The sequence below is a fragment of the Thioalkalivibrio sp. ALJ24 genome (assembly GCF_000377785.1).
Taxonomy (GTDB): Bacteria; Pseudomonadota; Gammaproteobacteria; order Ectothiorhodospirales; family Ectothiorhodospiraceae; genus Thioalkalivibrio.
Genome location: NZ_KB898728.1, coordinates 163755 through 183882, shown reverse-complemented (window position 1 = coordinate 183882; position 20128 = coordinate 163755). Strand labels below are relative to the sequence as shown.

At 68.6% G+C, this 20128-nt stretch carries 18 protein-coding genes; 11 read left to right on the top strand and 7 right to left on the bottom strand.

The window, feature by feature from the left end:
- The first annotated feature begins 72 nt into the window (after positions 1–72).
- The 4 genes from D571_RS0108250 to D571_RS0108235 are packed head-to-tail and all read left to right on the top strand — an operon-like array spanning position 73 to position 3616.
- Positions 73–621, top strand: a complete 549-nt coding sequence (locus D571_RS0108250) for an OsmC family protein (protein ID WP_018936208.1) — start codon at positions 73–75, stop codon at positions 619–621.
- Positions 622–638: 17 nt separating this feature from the next.
- Complete coding sequence (locus D571_RS0108245) at positions 639–1775, top strand: acyl-CoA dehydrogenase family protein (protein ID WP_018936207.1); 1137 nt, start codon at positions 639–641, stop codon at positions 1773–1775.
- A gap of 21 nt (positions 1776–1796) precedes the next feature.
- Complete coding sequence (locus D571_RS0108240; protein ID WP_018936206.1) at positions 1797–2180, top strand: DUF302 domain-containing protein; 384 nt, start codon at positions 1797–1799, stop codon at positions 2178–2180.
- The gene (locus D571_RS0108235) at positions 2180–3616 is read left to right on the top strand and encodes an FAD-dependent oxidoreductase (protein WP_018936205.1); all 1437 of its coding nucleotides are present in this window, start codon (positions 2180–2182) and stop codon (positions 3614–3616) included. Before D571_RS0108240 ends, D571_RS0108235 begins: the two co-directional genes overlap by 1 nt.
- Positions 3617–3653: 37 nt before the next feature.
- Here D571_RS0108235 and glgB read toward each other — a convergent pair whose 3' ends face one another.
- Positions 3654–5870: a 1,4-alpha-glucan branching protein GlgB gene (gene glgB / locus D571_RS0108230; protein ID WP_018936204.1), complete on the bottom strand. Its 2217-nt coding sequence runs from the start codon at positions 5868–5870 to the stop codon at positions 3654–3656.
- An 89-nt stretch (positions 5871–5959) separates the two neighbouring features.
- Here glgB and glgC point away from each other — a divergent pair, with 89 nt between their 5' ends.
- Genes glgC through malQ form a run of 3 tightly spaced genes read left to right on the top strand, consistent with a single transcriptional unit; the run spans position 5960 to position 10469 of the window.
- On the top strand, positions 5960–7225 hold the full coding sequence (glgC, locus tag D571_RS0108225) for a glucose-1-phosphate adenylyltransferase (protein ID WP_018936203.1): 1266 nt from the start codon (positions 5960–5962) through the stop codon (positions 7223–7225).
- A complete protein-coding gene (locus D571_RS0108220; RefSeq protein WP_018936202.1) occupies positions 7215–8984 on the top strand; it encodes a glycoside hydrolase family 57 protein in 1770 nt (589 codons plus the stop codon). Before glgC ends, D571_RS0108220 begins: the two co-directional genes overlap by 11 nt.
- A 3-nt stretch (positions 8985–8987) precedes the next feature.
- Positions 8988–10469 (top strand): 4-alpha-glucanotransferase, encoded by a 1482-nt coding sequence (malQ, locus tag D571_RS0108215; protein WP_018936201.1) that lies wholly within the window; start codon positions 8988–8990, stop codon positions 10467–10469.
- A gap of 96 nt (positions 10470–10565) precedes the next feature.
- Here the strand turns inward: malQ and D571_RS0108210 are convergent, their stop codons facing one another.
- From D571_RS0108210 to mtgA, 4 genes are all read right to left on the bottom strand, one after another.
- Positions 10566–11168 (bottom strand): hypothetical protein, encoded by a 603-nt coding sequence (locus D571_RS0108210; protein WP_018936200.1) that lies wholly within the window; start codon positions 11166–11168, stop codon positions 10566–10568.
- A 162-nt stretch (positions 11169–11330) separates the two neighbouring features.
- Positions 11331–12017, bottom strand: a complete 687-nt coding sequence (locus tag D571_RS0108205) for a zinc metallopeptidase (protein ID WP_018936199.1) — start codon at positions 12015–12017, stop codon at positions 11331–11333.
- 75 nt (positions 12018–12092) lie between these two features.
- Positions 12093–14327 carry a mechanosensitive ion channel domain-containing protein gene (locus D571_RS0108200; RefSeq protein ID WP_083916886.1) on the bottom strand — a complete coding sequence of 745 codons (2235 nt, stop codon included), beginning with the start codon at positions 14325–14327 and terminating at the stop codon, positions 12093–12095.
- 158 nt (positions 14328–14485) lie between these two features.
- Positions 14486–15220 (bottom strand): monofunctional biosynthetic peptidoglycan transglycosylase, encoded by a 735-nt coding sequence (mtgA, locus tag D571_RS0108195; RefSeq protein WP_018936197.1) that lies wholly within the window; start codon positions 15218–15220, stop codon positions 14486–14488.
- A gap of 215 nt (positions 15221–15435) precedes the next feature.
- On the opposite strand from mtgA, the gene D571_RS0108190 reads away from it, so the two are divergent.
- Genes D571_RS0108190 through scpB form a run of 4 tightly spaced genes read left to right on the top strand, consistent with a single transcriptional unit; the run spans position 15436 to position 17016 of the window.
- Positions 15436–15765, top strand: a complete 330-nt coding sequence (locus D571_RS0108190) for a hypothetical protein (protein ID WP_018936196.1) — start codon at positions 15436–15438, stop codon at positions 15763–15765.
- Positions 15758–16144, top strand: coding sequence for a thiol-disulfide oxidoreductase DCC family protein (locus D571_RS0108185; protein WP_018936195.1), 387 nt, complete (start codon positions 15758–15760; stop codon positions 16142–16144). Before D571_RS0108190 ends, D571_RS0108185 begins: the two co-directional genes overlap by 8 nt.
- A 7-nt stretch (positions 16145–16151) precedes the next feature.
- The gene (locus D571_RS14085) at positions 16152–16313 is read left to right on the top strand and encodes a DUF2256 domain-containing protein (protein WP_083916881.1); all 162 of its coding nucleotides are present in this window, start codon (positions 16152–16154) and stop codon (positions 16311–16313) included.
- A gap of 34 nt (positions 16314–16347) precedes the next feature.
- Positions 16348–17016 (top strand): SMC-Scp complex subunit ScpB, encoded by a 669-nt coding sequence (scpB, locus tag D571_RS0108180; protein ID WP_018936194.1) that lies wholly within the window; start codon positions 16348–16350, stop codon positions 17014–17016.
- A 38-nt stretch (positions 17017–17054) separates the two neighbouring features.
- Here scpB and D571_RS0108175 read toward each other — a convergent pair whose 3' ends face one another.
- Complete coding sequence (locus tag D571_RS0108175) at positions 17055–18875, bottom strand: long-chain fatty acid--CoA ligase (protein ID WP_018936193.1); 1821 nt, start codon at positions 18873–18875, stop codon at positions 17055–17057.
- Positions 18876–18957: 82 nt separating this feature from the next.
- Positions 18958–20085, bottom strand: a complete 1128-nt coding sequence (locus D571_RS0108170) for a nickel/cobalt transporter (RefSeq protein ID WP_051076167.1) — start codon at positions 20083–20085, stop codon at positions 18958–18960.
- Positions 20086–20128: the final 43 nt, after the last annotated feature.

The following is a 20128-nucleotide window of genomic DNA, read 5'->3' as shown; positions in this document are numbered from 1 at the left end:
TTCTGCAACGGGACCGGCGACCCGGCCAATCGGTTCGGGCAACGAACGAACAAACCATCAGGAGACCTGATCATGTCGACCGCCGAAGCCACCACCGCCATTTCCATGAATGCCCTGGAACCCATCGACCACGATGGTCTGAACAATCTCGCCGAAAAGGGCAAGGCCAACCCCGAAAACGTCGTGACCCTCAAGGCGCGCACCGTCTGCGAAGGCAAGTTCCGCAACCTGACCTACGTGCGTGACCTGGATGCCCACGTGATCGACGAGCCGCCGCATCTGCTGGGCGATGACACCGCGCCCAACCCCTCCGAGGCCGCACTGGCCAGCCTGGGGGCCTGTCTGTCGGTGGGGATGCACGCCAACGCCATCGATCGCGGCATCACCCTGACCAAACTGGAGCTCTCGCTGGAGGGCGACATCAACGTGACCGCGGTCTGGGGCGTGGGCGACACCGACAAGTCCAAGCGCCTGGGCTTCACCGACATCCGCGTGAAGGTCGACCTCGAAGGGGACGCCAGCGAGGAAGAGCTGAAGGAACTGGTGGCGCACGCCGACTTCTGGTCGCCGGTCGCCAACACCATGCGCAATCCGGTCAACGTGGCCGTGGAAAAGGCCTGAGGCCGAGGAGACCCGTAATGCTCGAGACCCGTGAACAAGCAACGGGGGTGGCGCCGGTCTCCGCACCGGTGTACGCCGAGGACGGGCTGCGGGACCTGGTGGCGGGGCAGCTTGCCCCGCTCACCGTCCGCATCGACCGTGACGGCCATTACCCCGAGGAATTCCTGCATCAGGCCGGGCAGCTGGGTGCGTTCAATGCGCATCTGGCCAGTCAGAACCCCGCGGGGGCCACGGACCTGGTGTCCGCGATCCGCGCCGAGGAGGTGATCTCCGCCGAATGCATGACCACCGGATTCGTTGCCTGGTGCCAGAACGCCTGCGCCTGGTACGTGGAGAACAGTGATTCCACCACGCTCAAGCGCGAGGTGCTGCCGAAGCTGGCCAACGGCGAGGCGTTCGGCGCCACCGCGCTGTCCAATCCAATGAAATGGTTCGCCAGCATCGAGGAGCTCAAGCTCTCGGCCGAACGCGTGGACGGCGGCTATGTGGTGTCCGGGGCACTGCCGTGGGTGTCCAATCTGGGCGACGATCACTACTTCGGCGCGATCTTCCGCACCACCGGCGACAACCCGCGTCCGCTGATGGCCGTGATCAATTGTGCCGATCCCGGGTTCAGCCTGACCCCGTGCCCCGAGTTCATCGCCCTGGAGGGGTCGCGCACCTTCGGCTGCCATTTCGACCGGGTGTTCGTGCCCGACGAGCATGTGCTGGCGGATCCCCTGCCGGAGTACATCCAGCGCATCCGTCCCGGTTTCGTGCTGCTGCAGATGGGCATGGGCCTGGGCCTGATCGAGGGCTGCATCAACACCATGCACGAGGCCAACGAGACCCTGTCGCACGTGAACGGCTATCTCGACGACCAAGCGGGTGAGCTGGAAGAGGTTCTGGAAGACGCACGCCAGGCGACCTATGCCCTGGCACGCGACCCCTTCGACACCAGTGACGCGTTCTTTTCCGACGTGCTGCAGATGCGCCTGACCGGTTCGGAACTGGCGCTGCGGGCGTCGCAGTCCGCGCTGCTGCACAGCGGGGCGCGCGGTTACCTGTCCAGCGCGGCCGCCCAGCGCAAGCTGCGCGAATCCTATTTCGTGGCCATCGTTACGCCCGCCATCAAGCATCTGCGCAAGGAGCTGGCGCGTATCCACGCCCACTGACCGGCGCCCGGAGGAGACATCATGCTGGAAACCACCACCAAACTCGACGCCGAAGCGGCCGTGGCGGCCCTGAAAGAGGCCGTGGAGGCGCAGGGCCTGCGCGTGGCCGCCGAGATCAACGGCCAGGCCAACGCGGCGATGATCGGGGCCGAGGTCCCGGTCGACCGCATCCTCGAGGTCTTCCACCCGCGTTATGCCCTGCGGGTGTGGGAGGCCTGCAAGCCCGCGGGTATCGATATCCCGCTGCGCATCCACGTGTGGGGTGACGGGGAACAGCTGCACGTCGTGGCGCGGCGCCCGTCGGAGGTCTTCGCGCCGTGGGGCAGCGCCGACCTGGATGCGCTGGGTGCGGAGCTGGATCCGCTGTTCGAGGCCATTGTCGCCGGTCTGCCGGAGGTTGCGTGATGTCTGCTGAAGCCGAAACCGAATATCGACGCTACATCTGCCGCGTGTGCGGCTACATCTACGACGAGGCGAAGGGTGACCCGGACTCGGGTCTGCCGCCGGGCACCCGGTTCGAGGACATCCCGGACGACTGGTACTGCCCCGACTGCAACGTCACCAAGGCTGACTTCGACCGCCTGCAGCCGCGGGCCGAGGATCCGGTGCAGGACGCCGCGGCGCAGGCCTGGCGCAGTCCGCTGGCGGATGACCCCGAGGCGGTGGTGATCGTCGGCGGTGGCATGGCCGGCTGGGCGGTGGCCGAGGAACTGCGTGCCCGCGACCCCGAGCGCGGTATCCGCCTGGTGACCGCGGATCGCGGTGACTATTACACCAAGCCGCGGATCTCCACCGCCTGTGCGCGCGGCGCAGAACCGGACGCGCTGGTCGAGGAGTCCGGACCCGCGCGTGCCGAGCGGCTGGGCATCGAACTGTTGCCGCACGTGCGCCTGCTCGACATCGACCGCGGGCGCCGGCGCCTGATCACCCCGCGTGGCGGCATCCCGTATGGCGATCTGGTCCTGGCCAGCGGCGCGAGTCCGCGGCGTCTGGACATCCCCGGCAACGGCCCCGCGCCGCGGGTAGTGAACACCCTCGATGACTACCGTGGCCTGCGCGACGAGCTGGGCGTGGGGGCCCGGGTGGCCATCGTGGGGGGCGGCCTGGTCGGCTGCGAGCTGGCCGATGACCTGACCGCCGGCGGCTGCCGCGTGGATCTGATCGAGCTCGCCGGCCAGCCGCTGGCCGGGCTGGCGCCGCCGCAGCTGGGCGAGGACCTGGCGGCCGCACTGGCCGGGCGCGGGGTGGCGCTGTACACCGGCACCTCGGTCACCCGGCTGGATGCGGGGGAGCCGGCACGGCCCGCTTCGCGCCTGACCCTGACGACCGGCGAGACCCTGGAGGCCGATGTGGTGATCACCGCGCTCGGGCTGCAGCCGAACATCGATCTGGCGGTGGGGGCCGGTCTGGCCTGCGATCGCGGTATCCGGGTGGATGCGACGCTGGCGACCTCGGATCCGGCGATCCGCGCGCTGGGGGACTGCGCCGAGTTCGACGGCACCCTGCGGCCGTATGTGGGTGCGCTGCGGGCCCAGGCGCGGGTGATTGCGCAGCGCCTGGTCGGGGAAGAGGAGTATTACGTCCCGGACGCCGGCACGGTGCAGGTCAAGACCACCAGCCTGCCAATGCAGGTCTGCCCGCCGTCGGCCGGGGATGCCGCGACCGGCGAGTGGGTGAGCGTGCAGGGCGATGGTGCCGGCCGGCGGCTGGAGTTCCACGCGCACGGCCGTCTGGCCGGGTTCGCGCTGTCCGGCGCACTGACCCGCGAGACGGCGGCGATGGAGGCCCGTCTGGGCGAGCCGGTGGCGACCGCCGATACCCGGGCGCGCCTGGCCTCCTGACACAGGCGGCCCGCCCGGGCGGCATCAGCCGCCGGGGTCAGCCCCCGGTCGGCTCCAGCAGTAGCGCGGTCAGTGGCGGCAGGTCCGCATGCAGCGTGGCCGGCTGGCCGTGATACGCCTCGGCGGTGGCCTCGCACTGCAGCGGGCCGCGCGAGGCACCGCCGTAGAACTCCGAATCGGTGTTCAGCATCACCCGCCAGGTCCCGGCCCGCGGGCTCGGGATCGGGTAGGCGCTGCGCTCCACCGGCGTCAGGTTGAGGATCACGATGCGTTCGTGGCCGTCCACGTCGCGGCGCAGGAAGCTGAGCACCGAGTTGTCGGCGTCGTCGGCATTCAGCCAGGCGAAGCCATCCGGCTCGAACTCGCGGCCGTACAGCGCCGGCTGTTCGCGATACACCCGGTTGAGGTCCTTCACCAGCTGCTGCAGGCCCTGATGCAGCGGATACTGCAGCACGTACCAGTCCAGCTCCCCGGCCTCCGACCACTCGGTTCCCTGGCCGAACTCCTGGCCCATGAACAGCAGCTTCTTGCCCGGGTACAGCCACTGCCAGGCGTACAGCAGGCGCATGTTGGCATGCTGCTCCCACTCGTTGCCGGGCATGCGCCCGCGCAGGCTGCGCTTGCCGTGGACGACCTCGTCGTGCGAGAAGGGCAGCACGAAGTTCTCCGAATAGGCGTAGATCTGCGCGAAAGTGAGCTGATTGTGGTGGTAACGCCGATAAATCGGGTCCATGCCGAAATACGTCAGGGTGTCGTGCATCCAGCCCATGTTCCACTTCATGGTGAAGCCCAGCCCGCCCATCGACGGCGGCCGACTCACCCCGGGCCACGCGGTGGACTCCTCGGCGATCATCACCACGCCGGGGTGGCCGGTCTGCACGGTCTCGTTGACGTCGCGCAGGAACTCGATCGCCTCCAGGTTCTCGTTGCCGCCGTGGATGTTGGGGATCCACTCGTGATCCTCGCGGTTGTAGTCGAGATAAAGCATGGAGGCGACCGCGTCCACGCGCAGGCCGTCGAGGTGGAAGTCCTCGATCCAGCACAGCGCCGATGACAGCAGGAAGTTGCGAACCTCGGGGCGGCCGTAGTTGAAGATCAGCGTGCCCCATTCGCGGTGCTCGCCGAGGCGCGGGTCCTCATGCTCGTACAGCGCGGTGCCGTCGAAGCGGGCGAGGGCGAAGTCGTCGCGCGGGAAGTGCCCCGGCACCCAGTCGAGGATCACCCCCAGACCGGCCTGATGGGCGGTATCGACGAAGCGGCGGAAGTCGTCCGGGTCGCCGAAACGCGAGGTGGGCGCGAAGAAGCCGGTGGACTGATAACCCCAGGAGCCGTCGAACGGGTGCTCGGTGACTGGCAGCAGCTCGAGATGGGTGAAGCCCATGTCGCGGGCATACGGTACCAGGCGTTCGGCCAGTTCGGCGTAGTTGGGCCAGTCGCCGTCCGGGCTGCGCTGCCAGGAGCCCAGATGCACCTCGTAGATGCTCATCGGCCGGTGTTTCCAGGCCTCGGGGTCGCGGTTGTCCATCCACTCGCGGTCGTTCCACTCGTAGCCGCTCTCCGGGATCACCCGCGAGGCGGTCTCCGGGCGTACCTGGTAGGCGGCCGCGTAGGGGTCGGACTTCAGGCGCAGCTCGCCGGTGTCGCGGTTGCGGATCTCGAACTTGTACAGGGTCTCCGGACCCAGCCCCGGGATGAACAGCTCCCAGATGCCGCTGGAGCCGTGCACGGTCATCGGGTGGCAGCGCCCGTCCCAGTGGTTGAAGTCGCCCACCACGCTGACGCGTTCGGCTGCCGGGGCCCACACCGCGAAGCGCACGCCGTCGATCCCGTCGCGGGACTCGCAGTGAGAGCCGAGCATGCGATGGGCATGCCAGTGGCGGCCCTCGCCGAACAGGTAGCGGTCGAAGTCGGGGATCGCCGGGGCGAAGCTCCACGGGTCGATGACGCTGACGATCTCCTTGTGCCCGGACGGGCGCCAGCGCAGTTCCGGATGCGCCGTGGTCAGCCGGCGCGTCGGTCCCTTCCACACGAACAGCCCCGGGGTGCCGGTGGTCTCCATCGGCTCCGGCGGGGCATCGGCCTCGGGCACCAGCCAGACCTCGTCGGCCTGCGGGAACCAGGCGCGGTAACAGGAGGTCTGCCGGTTCAGCGAGTGCGCGCCCAGGACCGCGTGCGGGTCATGCAGCCGGGCCTGGGCCAGACGCCGGATTTCATCCTCGACCGTTGTAATGCAATTGTTCGGGGCAGTTGTCATACTTGGAGTATCCGCTTCGTGTATGTGGGGCGGTTGTCGAATCCCGCGGGGGAACCCGCAACCAGCAGCAATATTGCAAGGATGGGCCCATGAACCCTCAGCCGCAACGGTTTGTCAGTCGTCTGACTCGCGAAACCCTGGCTCTGGTCCTCGCCGGAGGCCGGGGCTCCCGCCTCAAACAGCTGACTCTGTGGCGCGCCAAGCCGGCCGTACCCTTCGGCGGCAAGTTCCGAATCATCGATTTTCCGCTGTCCAACTGCATCAACTCCGGGATCCGCCGGGTGGCGATCCTGACCCAGTACAAGGCGCATTCGCTGATCCAGCACGTTCAGCGCGGCTGGAGCTTCCTGCGTGGCGAGTTCGGCGAGTTCATCGAGCTGCTGCCGGCACAGCAGCGCATCGAGACCTCCTGGTACGCCGGCACCGCTGATGCGGTCTACCAGAACCTCGACATCCTGCGCCAGCACAACCCCAGCTATGTGCTGATCCTCGCCGGCGATCACATCTACAAGATGGACTACGGGCAGATGATTGCCCAGCACGTGGAGAGCGGGGCCGACATGACCGTGGGCTGCCTGGAGGTGCCGAAGGCGGATGCCTCGGGCTTCGGGGTGATGGGCGTGGATGCCGACGGCCGCGTGACCTCGTTCGAGGAAAAGCCCGACGATCCGGCCACCATCCCCGGCAGCAGCACGCATTCGCTGGCCTCCATGGGGATCTACGTATTCAACCGCGCTTTCCTCTTCGAACAGCTGATCAAGGATGCCGACGACACCTTTTCCAGTCACGACTTCGGCAAGGACATCATCCCGCGCATCATCGAGAAAAACCGTGTGATGGCCTACCCGTTCCGCGACGAGGCCGGCCAGCGCCAGGGCTACTGGCGCGACGTCGGCACCATCGATTCCTACTGGAAGTCCAACCTGGAGCTGATCGGCGTGACCCCCGAACTCAACCTGTACGACAGTGAATGGCCGATCTGGACCTACCAGGAGCAGCTGCCACCGGCCAAGTTCGTGTTCGATGACGACGACCGCCGCGGCATGGCAATCGACTCCATGGTTTCCGGGGGCTGCATCATCTCCGGCAGCCGGGTGCGCCACTCGCTGCTGTTCTCGAGCGTGGAGGTGAATGCCTGCAGCGAGGTGGAGAACTCCGTCGTCCTCCCGGGCGTCAAGGTCGGGGAGGAATGCACGGTCCGCAACGCGGTCATCGACAAGGGCTGCGAGATCCCGGCCGGTACCGAGATCGGTGTGGATGATGAGGCCGACGCCCGCGACTACTACGTATCCCCGCAGGGGGTGCGCGTGGTGACCCCGGAAATGCTTGGCCAGGCGCGCCATCATGTCCGCTAGTTCCGCATCGAAGAAGGCCCTGACCCGCGTTCCGGACCGCCTGGACGTGGTCCTTTGCTGGCACATGCACCAGCCGCAGTACTTTGACGGCGGCCGTCGGGAATATGCCCTGCCGTGGACCTACCTCCACGCGCTGAAGGACTACACCGACATGGCGGCCCACCTGGAGGCCTGCCCGCGGGCGCGCGCGGTGGTCAACTTCGCCCCCATTCTGCTGGAGCAGATCGCCGACTATGCGCGGCGCGTGGATCGGGCGCTGAAGAACTGTGTTCCCGTCGGAGATCCGGTGCTGGACATGCTGCACATGGAGATCGTCCCGGTGGAGCCGGACCAGCGCCGCGAGATCATCCGTGCCTGCCTGCGCGCCCATGCCCCGCGCATGATCGATCCGTTTCCGCTGTTCGCCCGCCTTGCGGCCATCGGCCGTCAGGCACTGGAGGACGATCTCCTGCTGGCGCACCTGGACGGGCGCTTTTTCCAGGAGCTGGCGACCTGCTATCACCTCGCCTGGACCGGTGAGACCGTGCGCCGCGCGCGTCCGGAGCTGCAGGGCTGGCTGAAGGCCGAGACGGGCTTCGAGTCCGGGGTGCGGCGGCGCCTGCTGGAGATCCTGCGCGACGAGCTGCAGAATGTGATTCCGCGCTATCGCAAGCTGGCGGAACAGGGGCGGGTGGAGCTCTCGTTCACCCCTTATGCCCACCCGATCATGCCGCTGCTGCAGGATCTGGGTTCCACCCGCGAGGCCATGCCGGAGGCGGAGCTGCCGGAGGCCCCGGCGTATCCCGATGGCGAAGCCCGGGTGCGCTGGCACATCGAACGCGGGCTGGAGGTGTTCGAGAAGCACTTCGGCATGCGCCCGACCGGCTGCTGGCCGTCGGAGGGCAGCCTCAGCGAGGCGACCATCCGTCTGCTGGACGAATACGGCCTGCAGTGGACCGCCAGCGGGCAGGGCGTACTGGGCAACAGCCTGGCGGCCTCCGGCGATGCCCCGGAGGCGGCCGAAGAGGCAGCGGACGGTGAGCGCGACGGCGATGGCTGGCTGCATCGGCCCTACCGGCTGACGGATACCGATATCGCCCTGTATTTCCGTGACGACGGGCTCAGCGATGCCATCGGCTTTCGCTACGCCGACTGGCATGCCGACGACGCGGTGGCTGACTTCGTGCATCACCTGGAGACCATCGCCGCGGAGGCACCGGCCGGCAGCGCGGTCTCGGTCATCCTGGATGGCGAGAACGCCTGGGAGTATTACCCGGAGAACGGCTTCCACTTCCTCAGCGGCCTGTACGCGGCCCTGGCCTCCAACGAGTCCCTGAACCTGTGCACCTTCGAGGATGCCAGCCGGCGCAGCGCGAAGAATGCGGCCCGTGCCCCGGCAATCCTGCCGACCCTGGTGGCCGGCAGCTGGGTTTACGGCACCTTCTCTACCTGGATCGGGGATCCGGACAAGAACCGCGGCTGGGACCGCCTCATCGAGGCGCGCGAGGCGGTGGATGCCGCGGTCGCCGCGGATCCGTCCCTGGATACCCCGGCGCTGCGCGAGCAGCTCGCGGTCTGCGAAGGCTCCGACTGGTGCTGGTGGTTCGGTGCATACAACCCGGCGGGCTCCGTCAGCGATTTCGAACAGCTCTATCGCCGCCATCTGGCGCGGCTGTACCAGCTGGCCGGACTGGCGGTGCCGGAGGCCCTGGACGAGGTGCTGTCGGTGGGCGGCGGCGATCCGGCCGCCGGTGGGACCATGCGCAAGGGACAGGACTGATTCATGGAAGAAACGCAACACTGCAACCCCCTGCTGCAGCGCCGGCGTGCCGGCGTGCTGCTGCATCCGACCTCGCTGCCGGGGCCGCACGCGGTGGGCACGCTGGGCGAAGAGGCCTTTCGCTTCGTCAACTGGGCGGCCTCTGCCGGCTTCTCGCTGTGGCAGATCCTGCCGCTGCATCCGGTGCAGGGCGACGGCTCGCCGTACGCCAGCATTTCGGCATTCGCCGGCGATCCGCGGCTGATCGACCCGGCCCGCCTGGCGGAAGCGGCCGGTATCGTGGACGACGGCCGGCCGCCGGCGGACCTGCTGGCACTGGCCGGCGAGACCGTGGCGGGCGAGGGGCATGCCCTGCATGCGGCCTATCGGGCGTTCCTCGAGGAGCAGGGCCCGGTGTGGCTGGATGATTTCGCCCTGTTCTGCGTGATCCGTTCCCTGGAGGACGGCCGCCCGTGGTGGGAATGGGCGCCGGAGCTGCGCGATCGCCAGCCGCAGGCGCTGGAGCGGGTGACCCGCGATCACGCGGATGCGCTGGAGCGGGTGCACTTCGAGCAGTTCGTGTTCGCCCACCAGTGGCGCGCGGTTCGCCGACACGCCAACGACTGCGGCATCATGCTGCTGGGGGACATGCCGATCTTCGTGGCCCATGATTCCGCGGACGTGTGGGCCCACCCGGACCTGTTCGATCTCGACGAGCAGGGCCAGCCGCGGACCGTGGCCGGTGTGCCCCCGGACTATTTCTCCGAGACCGGCCAGCGCTGGGGCAATCCGCAGTATCGCTGGGATCGGCTTGCGGAAACCGGCTACGCCTGGTGGATCCGCCGCGTGCGCCGCGCGCTGGAGACGGTGGATGCCCTGCGCATCGACCACTTCCGTGGTTTCGAGGCGAGCTGGGCGATCCCGGCGCAGGAGCCCGATGCGACCCGGGGCTACTGGTTCGAGGGACCCGGAGCGGAGTTCTTCGAGGCCCTGGCCGGGGAGCTTGGCAGCCTCCCGGTGCTGGCCGAGGACCTCGGGGTGATCACCCCGGAGGTGACGGCTCTGCGCGAACGCTTCGATTTCCCGGGCATGCGGATCCTGCAGTTCGCGTTCGAGGGCGGGGACGACAACCCCTATCTGCCGGCGAATCATGACGAGGTGAGCGCGGTCTACACCGGCACCCACGACAATGACACCACCGTGGGCTGGTTCGCTTCGCTGGACCCCGACCAGCAGCAACACGTGCTGAACGTCCTCGGAGAACCGGATGCCGCGGCGGCGATGCCCTGGCCGCTGATCCGCGCCGCCTGGGCCTCGCCCGCGTGCATCGCGATCGTGCCGATGCAGGATGTGCTGGAGCTGGACGGCGAACATCGCATGAACCGTCCGGGAACGGTCGAGGGCAACTGGTCCTGGCGCTTTGAATGGGACCAGGTGCCGGCCGGCCTGGCGGAAGAACTGCGGGCGCTGTCCGAGGCCCACGGTCGCCTTCCGGCCGATTCCTGACCTCGTTGCCCACGCGGCGAACGCTCGGGTCGCAACAAAAAAGGCCCGGTCCTGAGAGGACCGGGCCTTGCTGGCTCGAACGGTTGTCCGCAGTGATTACTGCTGGGGCGCCATGCCCGGAGCGCCACCGCCACCCTGCTGTTGCATCATCTCCTGCTGCAGGGCTTCCATGCGCTCGATGACGTCGTCGATGTCGGCGTTCTCGGCGCGCATCGCCTCCATCAGGTCATCCTGCAGGGCTTCCTGGGCCTCGAGGATCTCGCGATCTTCGGCCACGGCCTGCTGGGCTTCCTGCAGATTCTGCTGCGCCTGCTGCACGTCTTCGGACTGGATCAGCTGCTGACGTTCTTCCGCGCTCAGTTCCGGATCCTGCAGGCCTTCTTCGGCGGACTCCAGGGTGTCCAGATCGGAACGCGGCTGGAATCCGGCTTCTTCCATCTTGCTGATCACCAGCTCTTCGAGTTCCTCACCCTTCTGTTCCAGTTCGGGGTTGTTCTCGATGGCCTGCTGCTGGGTCTGGATCAGGGTCTGCTGGAGCTCCTGCATCTCCATCTGCGGGCCACCCTGCTGCTGTTGCTGCTGTTGCTGCTGGCCACCCATGCCCTGACCTTCGCCCATCTGGGCGTGGGCCAGGCCGCTGGCCATCGCGAGAGCCGCCGCGGCGGCAAGGCCGATGATCGACCGGGAATGATTGTGCATCGTTACTGCTCTCCTGAAGGGATGTCTTTGCGACGCTACTATCGAGTCATGAACCCAAGCTTAACAGTCCCGGGGCCCGGATGTCCGCCCGGGGAAGGGACGCAGGCCTGGACCGTACGGGTCTGAGACGTTCGCCACGGCCTTTCGTTCCGCGGGACCGGGTCAGCGGCGCAGGAAACGGAACCAGGACGCGATGTTGAGCAGGCTGGCCAGCGACTGCGCGAGATAGGTGTACGCGGCGGCGCGCAGGATGCGTTCGGCGTGGCGATAGTCCGGCGGATGCAGGTAATCGCCGTCGCGCAGCATCGGCATGGCCCGCCGGAAACTGGCGTCCAGCTCGGTGGGCAGGGTCACGAAGTGCACCAGCGCTGCCAGCCCCATCGACAGCACGCCGGCCAGGAAGAACAGGATGCCCGGGGCCGGGTGGCGGGTGATCAGGGTGATGATCGGGATGCCGATCATCAGGATCGCGCCGAGGCGCTGGGCGTGACGGGTGGCGGCCACCAGGGTCCCGCGCAGCTGCAGTGGCCGATAGCCCCGGGCATGCTGTACCGCGTGGCCGACCTCGTGGGCCGCCACGGTGACCGCGGTCAGCGAATGGCCGTGATAGTTCTCCTGCGACAGCCGCACCGTGCGGTCGGCCGGGTCGTAGTGGTCGCCGTCCTTCGTGACCTCCACCGCGACCTGCGTCAGGCCATGGCGATGCAGCAGTTCGCGAGCCATGGCCGCCCCGCTGTGGCGGTAGCGGTCTTCCGGACGGTGATACTTCTGCATGGTACGCCGGACCCACCAGCCCGGCAGCCAGGCGATCAGCAGAAGCAGCGGTATGACCAGGATCAGCAGACGCATGGGATGATCATCGCCGGGGCACCCGGCGCGGGAAAGATCCCCCGGTCGGGTGCGGGTCGCGGCTGGTCCGCGCGGTCACTCGTCGACGTCGTCGTAATCGCCCTTGTGTTTTGGATTGGGGCGCGAGCGACGATCCCGCGAGTAGTCGGTTTCGTCGGTGTCGCCCTCGGGCATGCGCCGTGATTCCAGCACCCGCAGGTTGGCCGCCGGCGCGGAGCCGTCCTTGTCCTCGCCGAAGTACAGCGTGGTGTGCGGGAACGGGATCTCGATGCCGGCGGCGTCGAAATGACGCTTGACCAGGCGGTTGAACGCCCGGCCCAGGCCGAACTGGGTCCCCGGCGCGGTCATGATGCGGATGCGGATGTTGACCGAGGAGTCGTCCAGCGCGGTGACCCCGTGCACCTCCATTTCGTCGAGCACGTTGGGGCCCTGTTCGGGGTCCTGCTTGAGCTCCTCGAAGGCTTCGCGCAGGCGCACGATCACCTCGTCGATGTCCTCGCGATAGGCCACCCCGTATTCGCCCACGTGGTAGCCGTATTCGCGCATGTAGTTGGACACCGCGTCCACCGAAGAGAACGGGATCAGGTGGTAGGTCCCGGCGAGGTCACGCAGGCCGAGCGAGCGGATGGTGAGTTTCTCCACCGTGCCGGTGGTGCCGGTCACGGTGATCACGTCGCCCACGTTGATGGCGTTCTCCAGCTGGATGAACACCCCGGTGATGATGTCCTGCACCAGCTTCTGCGCGCCGAACCCGATGGCCAGGCCGAGCACGCCGGCGCCGGCCAGCAGCGGGCCGATGTTGATGCCGATCTCGGCCAGCACGATCATCAGGGTGAACACCAGCAACGCGATCGCCACCGCGTTGCGGAAGATGGTCAGCAGGGTCTTCTCGCGGGCGTTGGGCTCCCCCTCGCCGGTGTTGGGGTTGAGGCGGTGTTCCACCCAGCTGGCGAACACCAGCCAGGCCAGCGCTGCGGCGAGCAGGATCAGGGCCACCGAGATGGCGGTGCCGAGGATCAGCGCGCCGGCATCGGAACGGATCCAGTCGAGCAGGCTGAAGCTGCCCCAGGCGTCGGCGATCACCGCCAGTACGATCAGCAGGATGACCAGGCGCATGGTCTTCAGCGCCTTGGGCACGTAGGCGTTCAGACGTGTCTCCAGCAGCGGGAACTTCTCGCGGGTGTCCGCGGGGATCGCGATCTCGCGTCCGATGATCTGGGTCAGCAGGCTCGCGATGAAGAACCCGGCGAACGCGGCGATGACCGTCTGCAGGGTGGCGGCGGCCATGAACGGCAGTGCGTCGTCCGGGCGCACGATGCTGACGACGGTCAGCGAGAGGAAGTAGACCAGCGCGATCACGTGCCAGAAGCGCGCGAGCAGGCCGGTCGCGATGCGGGTGAACGAGAAATACGAGCGATTCGCCAGCGCCATCAGCCGGTCATGCACCCGGCGCCGGTTCTGCAGGATGATGGTCGCCGCGTAGAGGAAGGCCGTGAGCATCACCAGAAGGCTCAGCGAGCGGCCTGCCTCGAACGACACGTGCATGTTGGTCAGCGGCACCAGCAGCAGCAGGCCGTAGCCGATGTAGGACACGATGCGTGCCAGCCAGGCGTTCCAGTAGGCCGCCTCCTCGCCCTCCATCGGCAGCAGCCGCAGGCCCTGGTAGCGGGTCGCGAAAATCAGCCGCAGCGCCGCGCGCGCCAGCTCGATCAGCAGGAAGGCATTGAGGAACAGCGAATGCCGCGTCTCCATCGCGCCGGATTCGCCAAGCAGGAACAGCGCCAGGCCATAGCCCGCGACCCAGGCCAGGACCACGGCGAACAAATCGATGAGCGCAGCGAGCCCCACGCCGGGCAGCGTTCGCAGCAGGCGGTACTGTTCGCCGGCACCGAGGACCCAGCGGTCCAGTCCCGCGAACAGCGGCGAGACGACGCGGCGCAGGACCCAGTAGACGATCAGGGTGAACAGGATGACGATCGCCAGATCGCCCACCGCGAGCCCGAAGGCAACCGGCTCGATCGCGCGCAGCTGCGCGACCGTATCCTCGGCGACCGTGCCGAGCGTGCGGATCTCGGCCACCGTGCCTTCCGCCAGTCCCTGGGTCAGCTGGGCGATGCGTCGAGGCAGGGTGACCGCCTCCTCCCCGGGCGCGGCTTCCTCGGCCGCCTCCGCGTCGCGTGGGACGCCCTCGGCGCGCAGGGTCTCCAGCAGGCGTTCGCGGGCCTCGGGGTCTTCCAGCAACTCGATCAGCGCTGCATGGGTCTCGGCGGAAGACGGCGCCTCGTCGGCCGTGGCCGGACCGGCGGTCATGGCCAGCGCCAGCAGCAGTGCGGCGAGGGCGGCAAACAGCCCGGACGCGCGGGGGGAGAGTCGTGAGGACACGCGGAACCTCGGAAAGGGTGTGATGGAAGTCCCGGAGTGTAAAGGAAACCCCGAGCCGTACGCACGGGAACGCACGACGGGGCCCCTCAGCGGTCGCGCGACCGCACGGGTCGCAGCCAGCCGGTCCCGAGCACTTCCATCTGGCCTTCGATCCAGGCGATGCGGCGTTCCAGACCGTCGTTCGGGGAGACCGGATCCAGGCGGCCCGGCGACGGCAGGATGGCGGCCAGGCGGGCGGCCTGCTCCGGGGTCAGGTCGGTGGCGGGGATGCCGAAATAATGCTGCGCGGCGGCCTCGATGCCGTAGAGGCCCGGGCCCCACTGGGCGAGGTTGAGGTAAACCTCGAGGATGCGTTCCTTGCTCCACAGCAGTTCCATGCCCACGGTCAGGCCGGCCTCCAGCGCCTTGCGCAGCCACGAACGGTCGTGCCACAGGAACAGGTTCTTCGCTGTCTGCTGGGTGATGGTGGAGGCCCCGCGCAGGCGTCCGCCGCGCGCATGGTCGGTCAGCGCCTGGCGTACCGAAGACCAGTCGAAGCCGCGATGCCGCGGGAAGCGCTGGTCCTCGGCCGCGATCACCGCCAGCAATACGGCGTCCGGCAGCTCGTCCAGCGAGCGCCAGTACGGGCGGTAGTGCGAGGCGGTCGCACGGTCGGTCGCCGTGACCATCGCCATGCCGTAGGGCGGATCGACACGGGCAAAGTAGAGCAGGACCGCCACCACGGCGGTCAGCGCCAGCGCGAGCAGCGCCAGCAGGAACCCGAACAGGTAGCGCAGCGGGCCCGGTGGCCGGGCACGGCGGCGGCGACCGAGCAGGATCATCGCGCGAACCCCTCCGTTATCGGATTCTCGTGGCGGTGATGGCCGAAACGGGTTCTCATGGCCGGCAAGAATAGCGCACCATGCGAAGTGTTGGGTGGCCGGGCGAACTTGCGCGTCCTTGTGTGGCCCAACCTGCCAGCGGCACCGGCTGCGTTATGCATCATGACCTGTGCGGGAACGGGCCCGGCCCGATAATGACGACAAGGAGGCGAGCCATGGAATATCTGCCGTATCGCTACACCAGCGGGAGCGGGGAGCAGCTGAGCTTCGATTTCCCGCTGCATCCGGAGACCGATTCGGCCGTGCGCGTGCAGCAGCTGCTGGACCGCGTCCTGACAGCGATGGACCACGAGATCGCGGTGCTGGGGGACACCTGCAACGGCGACGTGCTGCAGGCCCTCGCGATGGCCCTGGCGGTGCGCACCGAGATGATTCCGGCTGACGGCGAGATGACCCGCGGGCTGGCGCGCGACGTTGTCGAACGGGCTCTGGGGGCTCTGCCCGAGGCTCACCATCATCTGATGGGACCGGTGGGACATGCCTGAGGCCGATACGCGACCGGTGGTGTTCTTCGATGGCGGCTGTCCCCTGTGTCGCCGCGAGATCGGCCACTACCGGCGGCTGGACAGTGCCGGCCGCATCGAATGGCAGGACATCCATGCCGACCCCGCGCCGCTGGCCGGCTACGGCATCGATCCGGAGGATGCGATGCGGCGGATGCATGCGGTGGACGAGCGGGGAAGGGTGGTCAGCGGGGCCCCTGCCTTCGTCGTCACCTGGCGCCACCTGCCGTACTACCGTCTGGCCGGAGCGGTGTTGCATCGCCTGCCGCCGGTGGTCTGGCTGATGGACCGGGTGTACGGCCTGTTCGCCCGCGCACGCTGGCGTTCGCGCTGCCGCGACGGCGTCTGCCCGCCACGGTGAGGCCCCGGTGAGCCGTGCGGCGCGGCACGGGCCGCAAAGGCCGCAGAAGACCTGTGCGGTATGCGGCCGTCCGTTCACCTGGCGGCGGAAATGGGCGCGCTGCTGGGACGAGGTGAAATACTGCTCGCAGCGCTGCCGGCGGATGCGGGGCCGGCGCGGCCCGGTATAATCGCGGCCTGGTCCAGGCATGCCCGGGAGGGCCGATGTCCCGACACGATGCGCCCGACGCGCTGGAGCTGACGCTGGAGGCGGTTCTGTTCGCCGCCGACGAACCCGTACCCCTGCGCGATTTGCGTGCTGCCTGTGCGGAACTGGGACAAACCGACCGCGCGGCGGTGGAGGCGGCGCTGGCACGTCTGGACGCACGCTATTCCGACCGCGCGATCGAACTGGTGCGCTCGGCCGGCGGTTACCGTTTTCGCGTACGGCCGCAGTACTCGGGCAGCGTGCGCGCGGCGCGGCCGGAACGCCCGCAGCGGCTGTCGCGCGCGCTGCTCGAGACCCTGGCGATCATCGCCTATCGCCAGCCCGTCACCCGCGCGGAGATCGAATCGGTGCGCGGGGTCGCGGTCAGCTCCGGCATCATGCGCGGACTGCAGGAACGCGAATGGATCTACGTCGTCGGGCACAAGGAACTGCCGGGGCGCCCCGCGCTGTACGGCACGACCCGCACCTTCCTCGATGACCTCGGGCTGCAGACGCTGGACCAGCTGCCGCCGCTGGATGCGATCCGTGATCTGGCCGATGTGGCGTCGGATGCCGGCCTGACGCTGGCTCCGGAGGGCTCCGATGAACCGGCTGCCGTGCCGGATGGGAGCGGGGACGGGACGGAAGATGACGAGTCCGGCGGCGACCCGGTCGGCGAACGCTGAGTCACACCCGTCCCGCAGGGGGCAGCGGGGCCGGCCGTTCAGCGGTCGCGCCCCTCGTACATGCTCTCGATCGCCTCGCGGTAGTGCTCCTGGACGACCGGGCGCTTGAGCTTCATGGTCGGGGTCATCATCCCGTTCTCTACCGTCCAGGGTTCGTGAATCACGTAGACGTGGCGGATACGGGCATACCCGGGGAAATCCGCCAGCTGGTGGTGAATGCGGTCAAGGATCGCGCGTTCCACCTTGCGCGGCGGTTCGCCGGCGGTCGCCGGATCGATCCCCTGGTCGGAGGCGAAGGTCTGCCAGGCGTCCGGTTCCGGCACCATCAGCGCAGTCAGGAACGGGTGGCCGTCGCCGACCACCATGATCTGGTCGAACAGGCCGTCGAGGCCGATGGCCATCTCCATGTCCGCCGGGGGCACCTTCTCGCCGTTGGTCAGCACCAGGATGTCCTTGATCCGGCCGGTGATGAACACGTGGCCCGAGTCGTCGATGCGCGCCTGGTCGCCGCTGCGCAGCCAGCCCTCGGCGTCGATGGTCTCGCGCGTGGCCTCCTCGTTCTTCCAGTAGCCCAGCATCACGCAGTTCGAGCGCGTCTGCAGTTCCTGGTTGTCGCCGATGCGTACCTCGACGTCCTTCAGCGGCTTGCCGATGGAGGCCGGCAGGTTGTCGTCCGGGGTGTTCACGGTGACCACCGGCCCGGCCTCGGTCATGCCGTAGCCGTGCAGCACCGGCAGCCCGAGGCCGATGAACAGCTGCGCGACCGGCGGGGGCAGCGGGGCCCCGCCGCAGACCGCGAAACGCACCTGGCCGCCCAGGCGGTCGAGCACCTTGCGCGCGACCAGGCGGTCGAGCAGCGGCCACAGCAGGAAGCCGGGGGACCAGCCAGCGCGCCCTTGCTGGTGTTCGAAACGTCGCCAGCCAACGGAGACGGTCTTTTCGAACAGCCAGCGCCCCACGGCCGACTTCTGCCGCAGCCCGGCGCGGATGCGGCCGTGCACGCGCTCGTAGATCCGTGGCACCGAGATCAGCACGGTCGGCCGGATGGTCTGCAGATCCTCGCCGAGCCGCTGGATCGAGCGGGCGAAGGCGACCTCGGCCCCGACCATCATGGGCATGTAGCAGCCGGCCGTGCGCTCCAGCATGTGCGACAACGGCAGGAACGACAGGAACCGGTCGGACGGTCCCAGCGGGCCGGTCAGCGACGAGGCCCAGGCGTTCTCCAGGATGTTGCGGTGCGACAGCATCACGCCCTTCGGACGCCCGGTGGTGCCCGAGGTGTAGACGATGGTGGCCAGCGCATCCGGCTCCAGTTCCGGATAGTGAATCGCATCCGGCTCACCGGTCTCCAGCCACGACTCCAGGCCTGTGACCCGGGAACTGGCGGGGACGTCGTTGCCTTCGGTCAGGCGTACCACCCGCTTGAGCGACGGCATCTTCTCCAGATGCTCCATCAGGCGGCGCCCGTGCACGGTGTCGCCGATCAGCAGGGCGCGGGCCTGGGTCTGACCGACGATGTAGGTGACGTTTTCCGGGCGGTCGTCGGTATAAAGCGGTACCGTGACCAGGCCCATCTCCATGGCCGAGAGGTCGGCCGCGATCCACTCGCGGGAATTGCCGACCATGATGGCCACCCGATCGCCCGGGCGCAGCCCTTCGGTGGCCAGCGCCGCCTGCCAGCGGTCGACCATGCGGCCCATCTCGTCCCAGGTAGTGGAGGTCCAGTCCTCGCGCTCGGGATCGAACTGGCGATAGGCCGGGGCGTCCGGGGTCGCGGCCACACGGGCGCGGAACAGCGCGGGCAGGGAGGGGGCGTCTTCCGGACGGATGGTCCCCGGGTGGACCTGGGCGTAGGACATGCGGCGTCTCGCAGGACTGGTCTCGCCTCGCAAGTTAGAGGACCGACCGGCCCCGGGGCAAGGGCAACGCGAAACCTCCTGGCTACATCCCCAGCGGGTGCATCGCCGGGCCGGCGGCCACCGCACCCAGCACCAGGCTGAAGCCCAGTACCGCGATGACGGCGCCGCCGGCGAGACCGAAGGCGGGGCCGATCCAGGTCAGGCCGGCCGCGCGGGTGCCGGCGAAGCGTCGCCGTGTCCAGTCGCGGGCATACACCGCCAGGGCGGCGAGCACCGAGACCGTGATCGCGGTCCCCAGCGACATCGCGAGCACTGCCGCGACCCCGGCCCAGACCAGACCCACCGCGACCGAGACCGCGAGGATCAGCACCGCCCCCGAGCAGGGCCGGATCCCCACTGCCAGCACCGTGCCCCACCAGGTGCCCCGGTGGTCGGGGTCGACGTGGTGGGGTGTGCCGCAACCGCAGTCGTGGTCATGATCGTGCCCGTGGTCATGATCATGGGCATGTTCGTGGTGGTGCCCGGGGTCATGGTGCGCGTTCGCGGCCGCGCGCCGGCGCCGCCAGGCCTGGCGCAGGCCGCGCCACATCAGCCATACGCCCAGCAGTCCCACCAGCGCGAAGCTGGCGACCTCCAGGTGGCGCACCTGGCCCAGGGTCTCGCGCGTCAGCCAGCCGAGGATGCCGACCAGCACACCCACCAGCAGGATCGCGGTCAGCCCCTGGGCCAGCGCCGACAGGGTGGACAGCGCGATGCCCCGGCGCAGGTTCTGTGGCTGGGTCAGCAGGTAGGTCGTGATCACCGCCTTGCCATGCCCGGGGCCGGCGGCATGGAACACGCCGTAGAGGAAGCTGACCAGGATCAGCAGGCCCCCGGCCTGCGCCGAGGGGGCGTCGCGCAGGCCGTGCAGTCCCTGAGTCAGGTCGCGATGCAGCTGGCGCTGGGTCTGCAGCACCCAGCCCACCAGGCGTTCCAGCGGGCCCGCCTCGTCGTCCACCGGCCATTCTTCCCCGGCGTCGGGGTCGGCGAGCTCCGCCGGCGGATCGGCGAGGCCCGGGGCGTCGGGATCGGGTTCCGGTGCGCTCTCTTCTTCCGCGCCGCCGCCCAGCGGGTGGCCGGCCGTGGCCAGCGCGGGCAGCAGCCCGAGCAGCAGCAGGAACAGGAGCAGGGCCCCCGTGCGAGAGGAGGATGGCCGGGTCACGGGTCTCATGATTGCGTTATGGTATAACAGCGATGATTCGTTCGGGAACCGG

Bases quoted from the DNA above. Each gene is read 5' to 3' on its own strand.
- scpB (WP_018936194.1), top strand. From the start codon at position 16,348: ATGTCCCGACACGATGCGCCCGACGCGCTGGAGCTGACGCTGGAGGCG.
- D571_RS0108190 (WP_018936196.1), top strand. From the start codon at position 15,436: ATGGAATATCTGCCGTATCGCTACACCAGCGGGAGCGGGGAGCAGCTG.
- D571_RS0108220 (WP_018936202.1), top strand. From the start codon at position 7,215: ATGTCCGCTAGTTCCGCATCGAAGAAGGCCCTGACCCGCGTTCCGGAC.
- D571_RS0108250 (WP_018936208.1), top strand. From the start codon at position 73: ATGTCGACCGCCGAAGCCACCACCGCCATTTCCATGAATGCCCTGGAA.
- D571_RS0108245 (WP_018936207.1), top strand. From the start codon at position 639: ATGCTCGAGACCCGTGAACAAGCAACGGGGGTGGCGCCGGTCTCCGCA.
- D571_RS0108170 (WP_051076167.1), bottom strand. From the start codon at position 20,085: ATGAGACCCGTGACCCGGCCATCCTCCTCTCGCACGGGGGCCCTGCTC.
- D571_RS0108205 (WP_018936199.1), bottom strand. From the start codon at position 12,017: ATGCGTCTGCTGATCCTGGTCATACCGCTGCTTCTGCTGATCGCCTGG.
- D571_RS0108210 (WP_018936200.1), bottom strand. From the start codon at position 11,168: ATGCACAATCATTCCCGGTCGATCATCGGCCTTGCCGCCGCGGCGGCT.
- D571_RS0108240 (WP_018936206.1), top strand. From the start codon at position 1,797: ATGCTGGAAACCACCACCAAACTCGACGCCGAAGCGGCCGTGGCGGCC.
- D571_RS0108185 (WP_018936195.1), top strand. From the start codon at position 15,758: ATGCCTGAGGCCGATACGCGACCGGTGGTGTTCTTCGATGGCGGCTGT.
- malQ (WP_018936201.1), top strand. From the start codon at position 8,988: ATGGAAGAAACGCAACACTGCAACCCCCTGCTGCAGCGCCGGCGTGCC.
- mtgA (WP_018936197.1), bottom strand. From the start codon at position 15,220: ATGATCCTGCTCGGTCGCCGCCGCCGTGCCCGGCCACCGGGCCCGCTG.
- glgC (WP_018936203.1), top strand. From the start codon at position 5,960: ATGAACCCTCAGCCGCAACGGTTTGTCAGTCGTCTGACTCGCGAAACC.
- D571_RS0108200 (WP_083916886.1), bottom strand. From the start codon at position 14,327: ATGACCGCCGGTCCGGCCACGGCCGACGAGGCGCCGTCTTCCGCCGAG.
- glgB (WP_018936204.1), bottom strand. From the start codon at position 5,870: ATGACAACTGCCCCGAACAATTGCATTACAACGGTCGAGGATGAAATC.
- D571_RS0108235 (WP_018936205.1), top strand. From the start codon at position 2,180: ATGTCTGCTGAAGCCGAAACCGAATATCGACGCTACATCTGCCGCGTG.
- D571_RS0108175 (WP_018936193.1), bottom strand. From the start codon at position 18,875: ATGTCCTACGCCCAGGTCCACCCGGGGACCATCCGTCCGGAAGACGCC.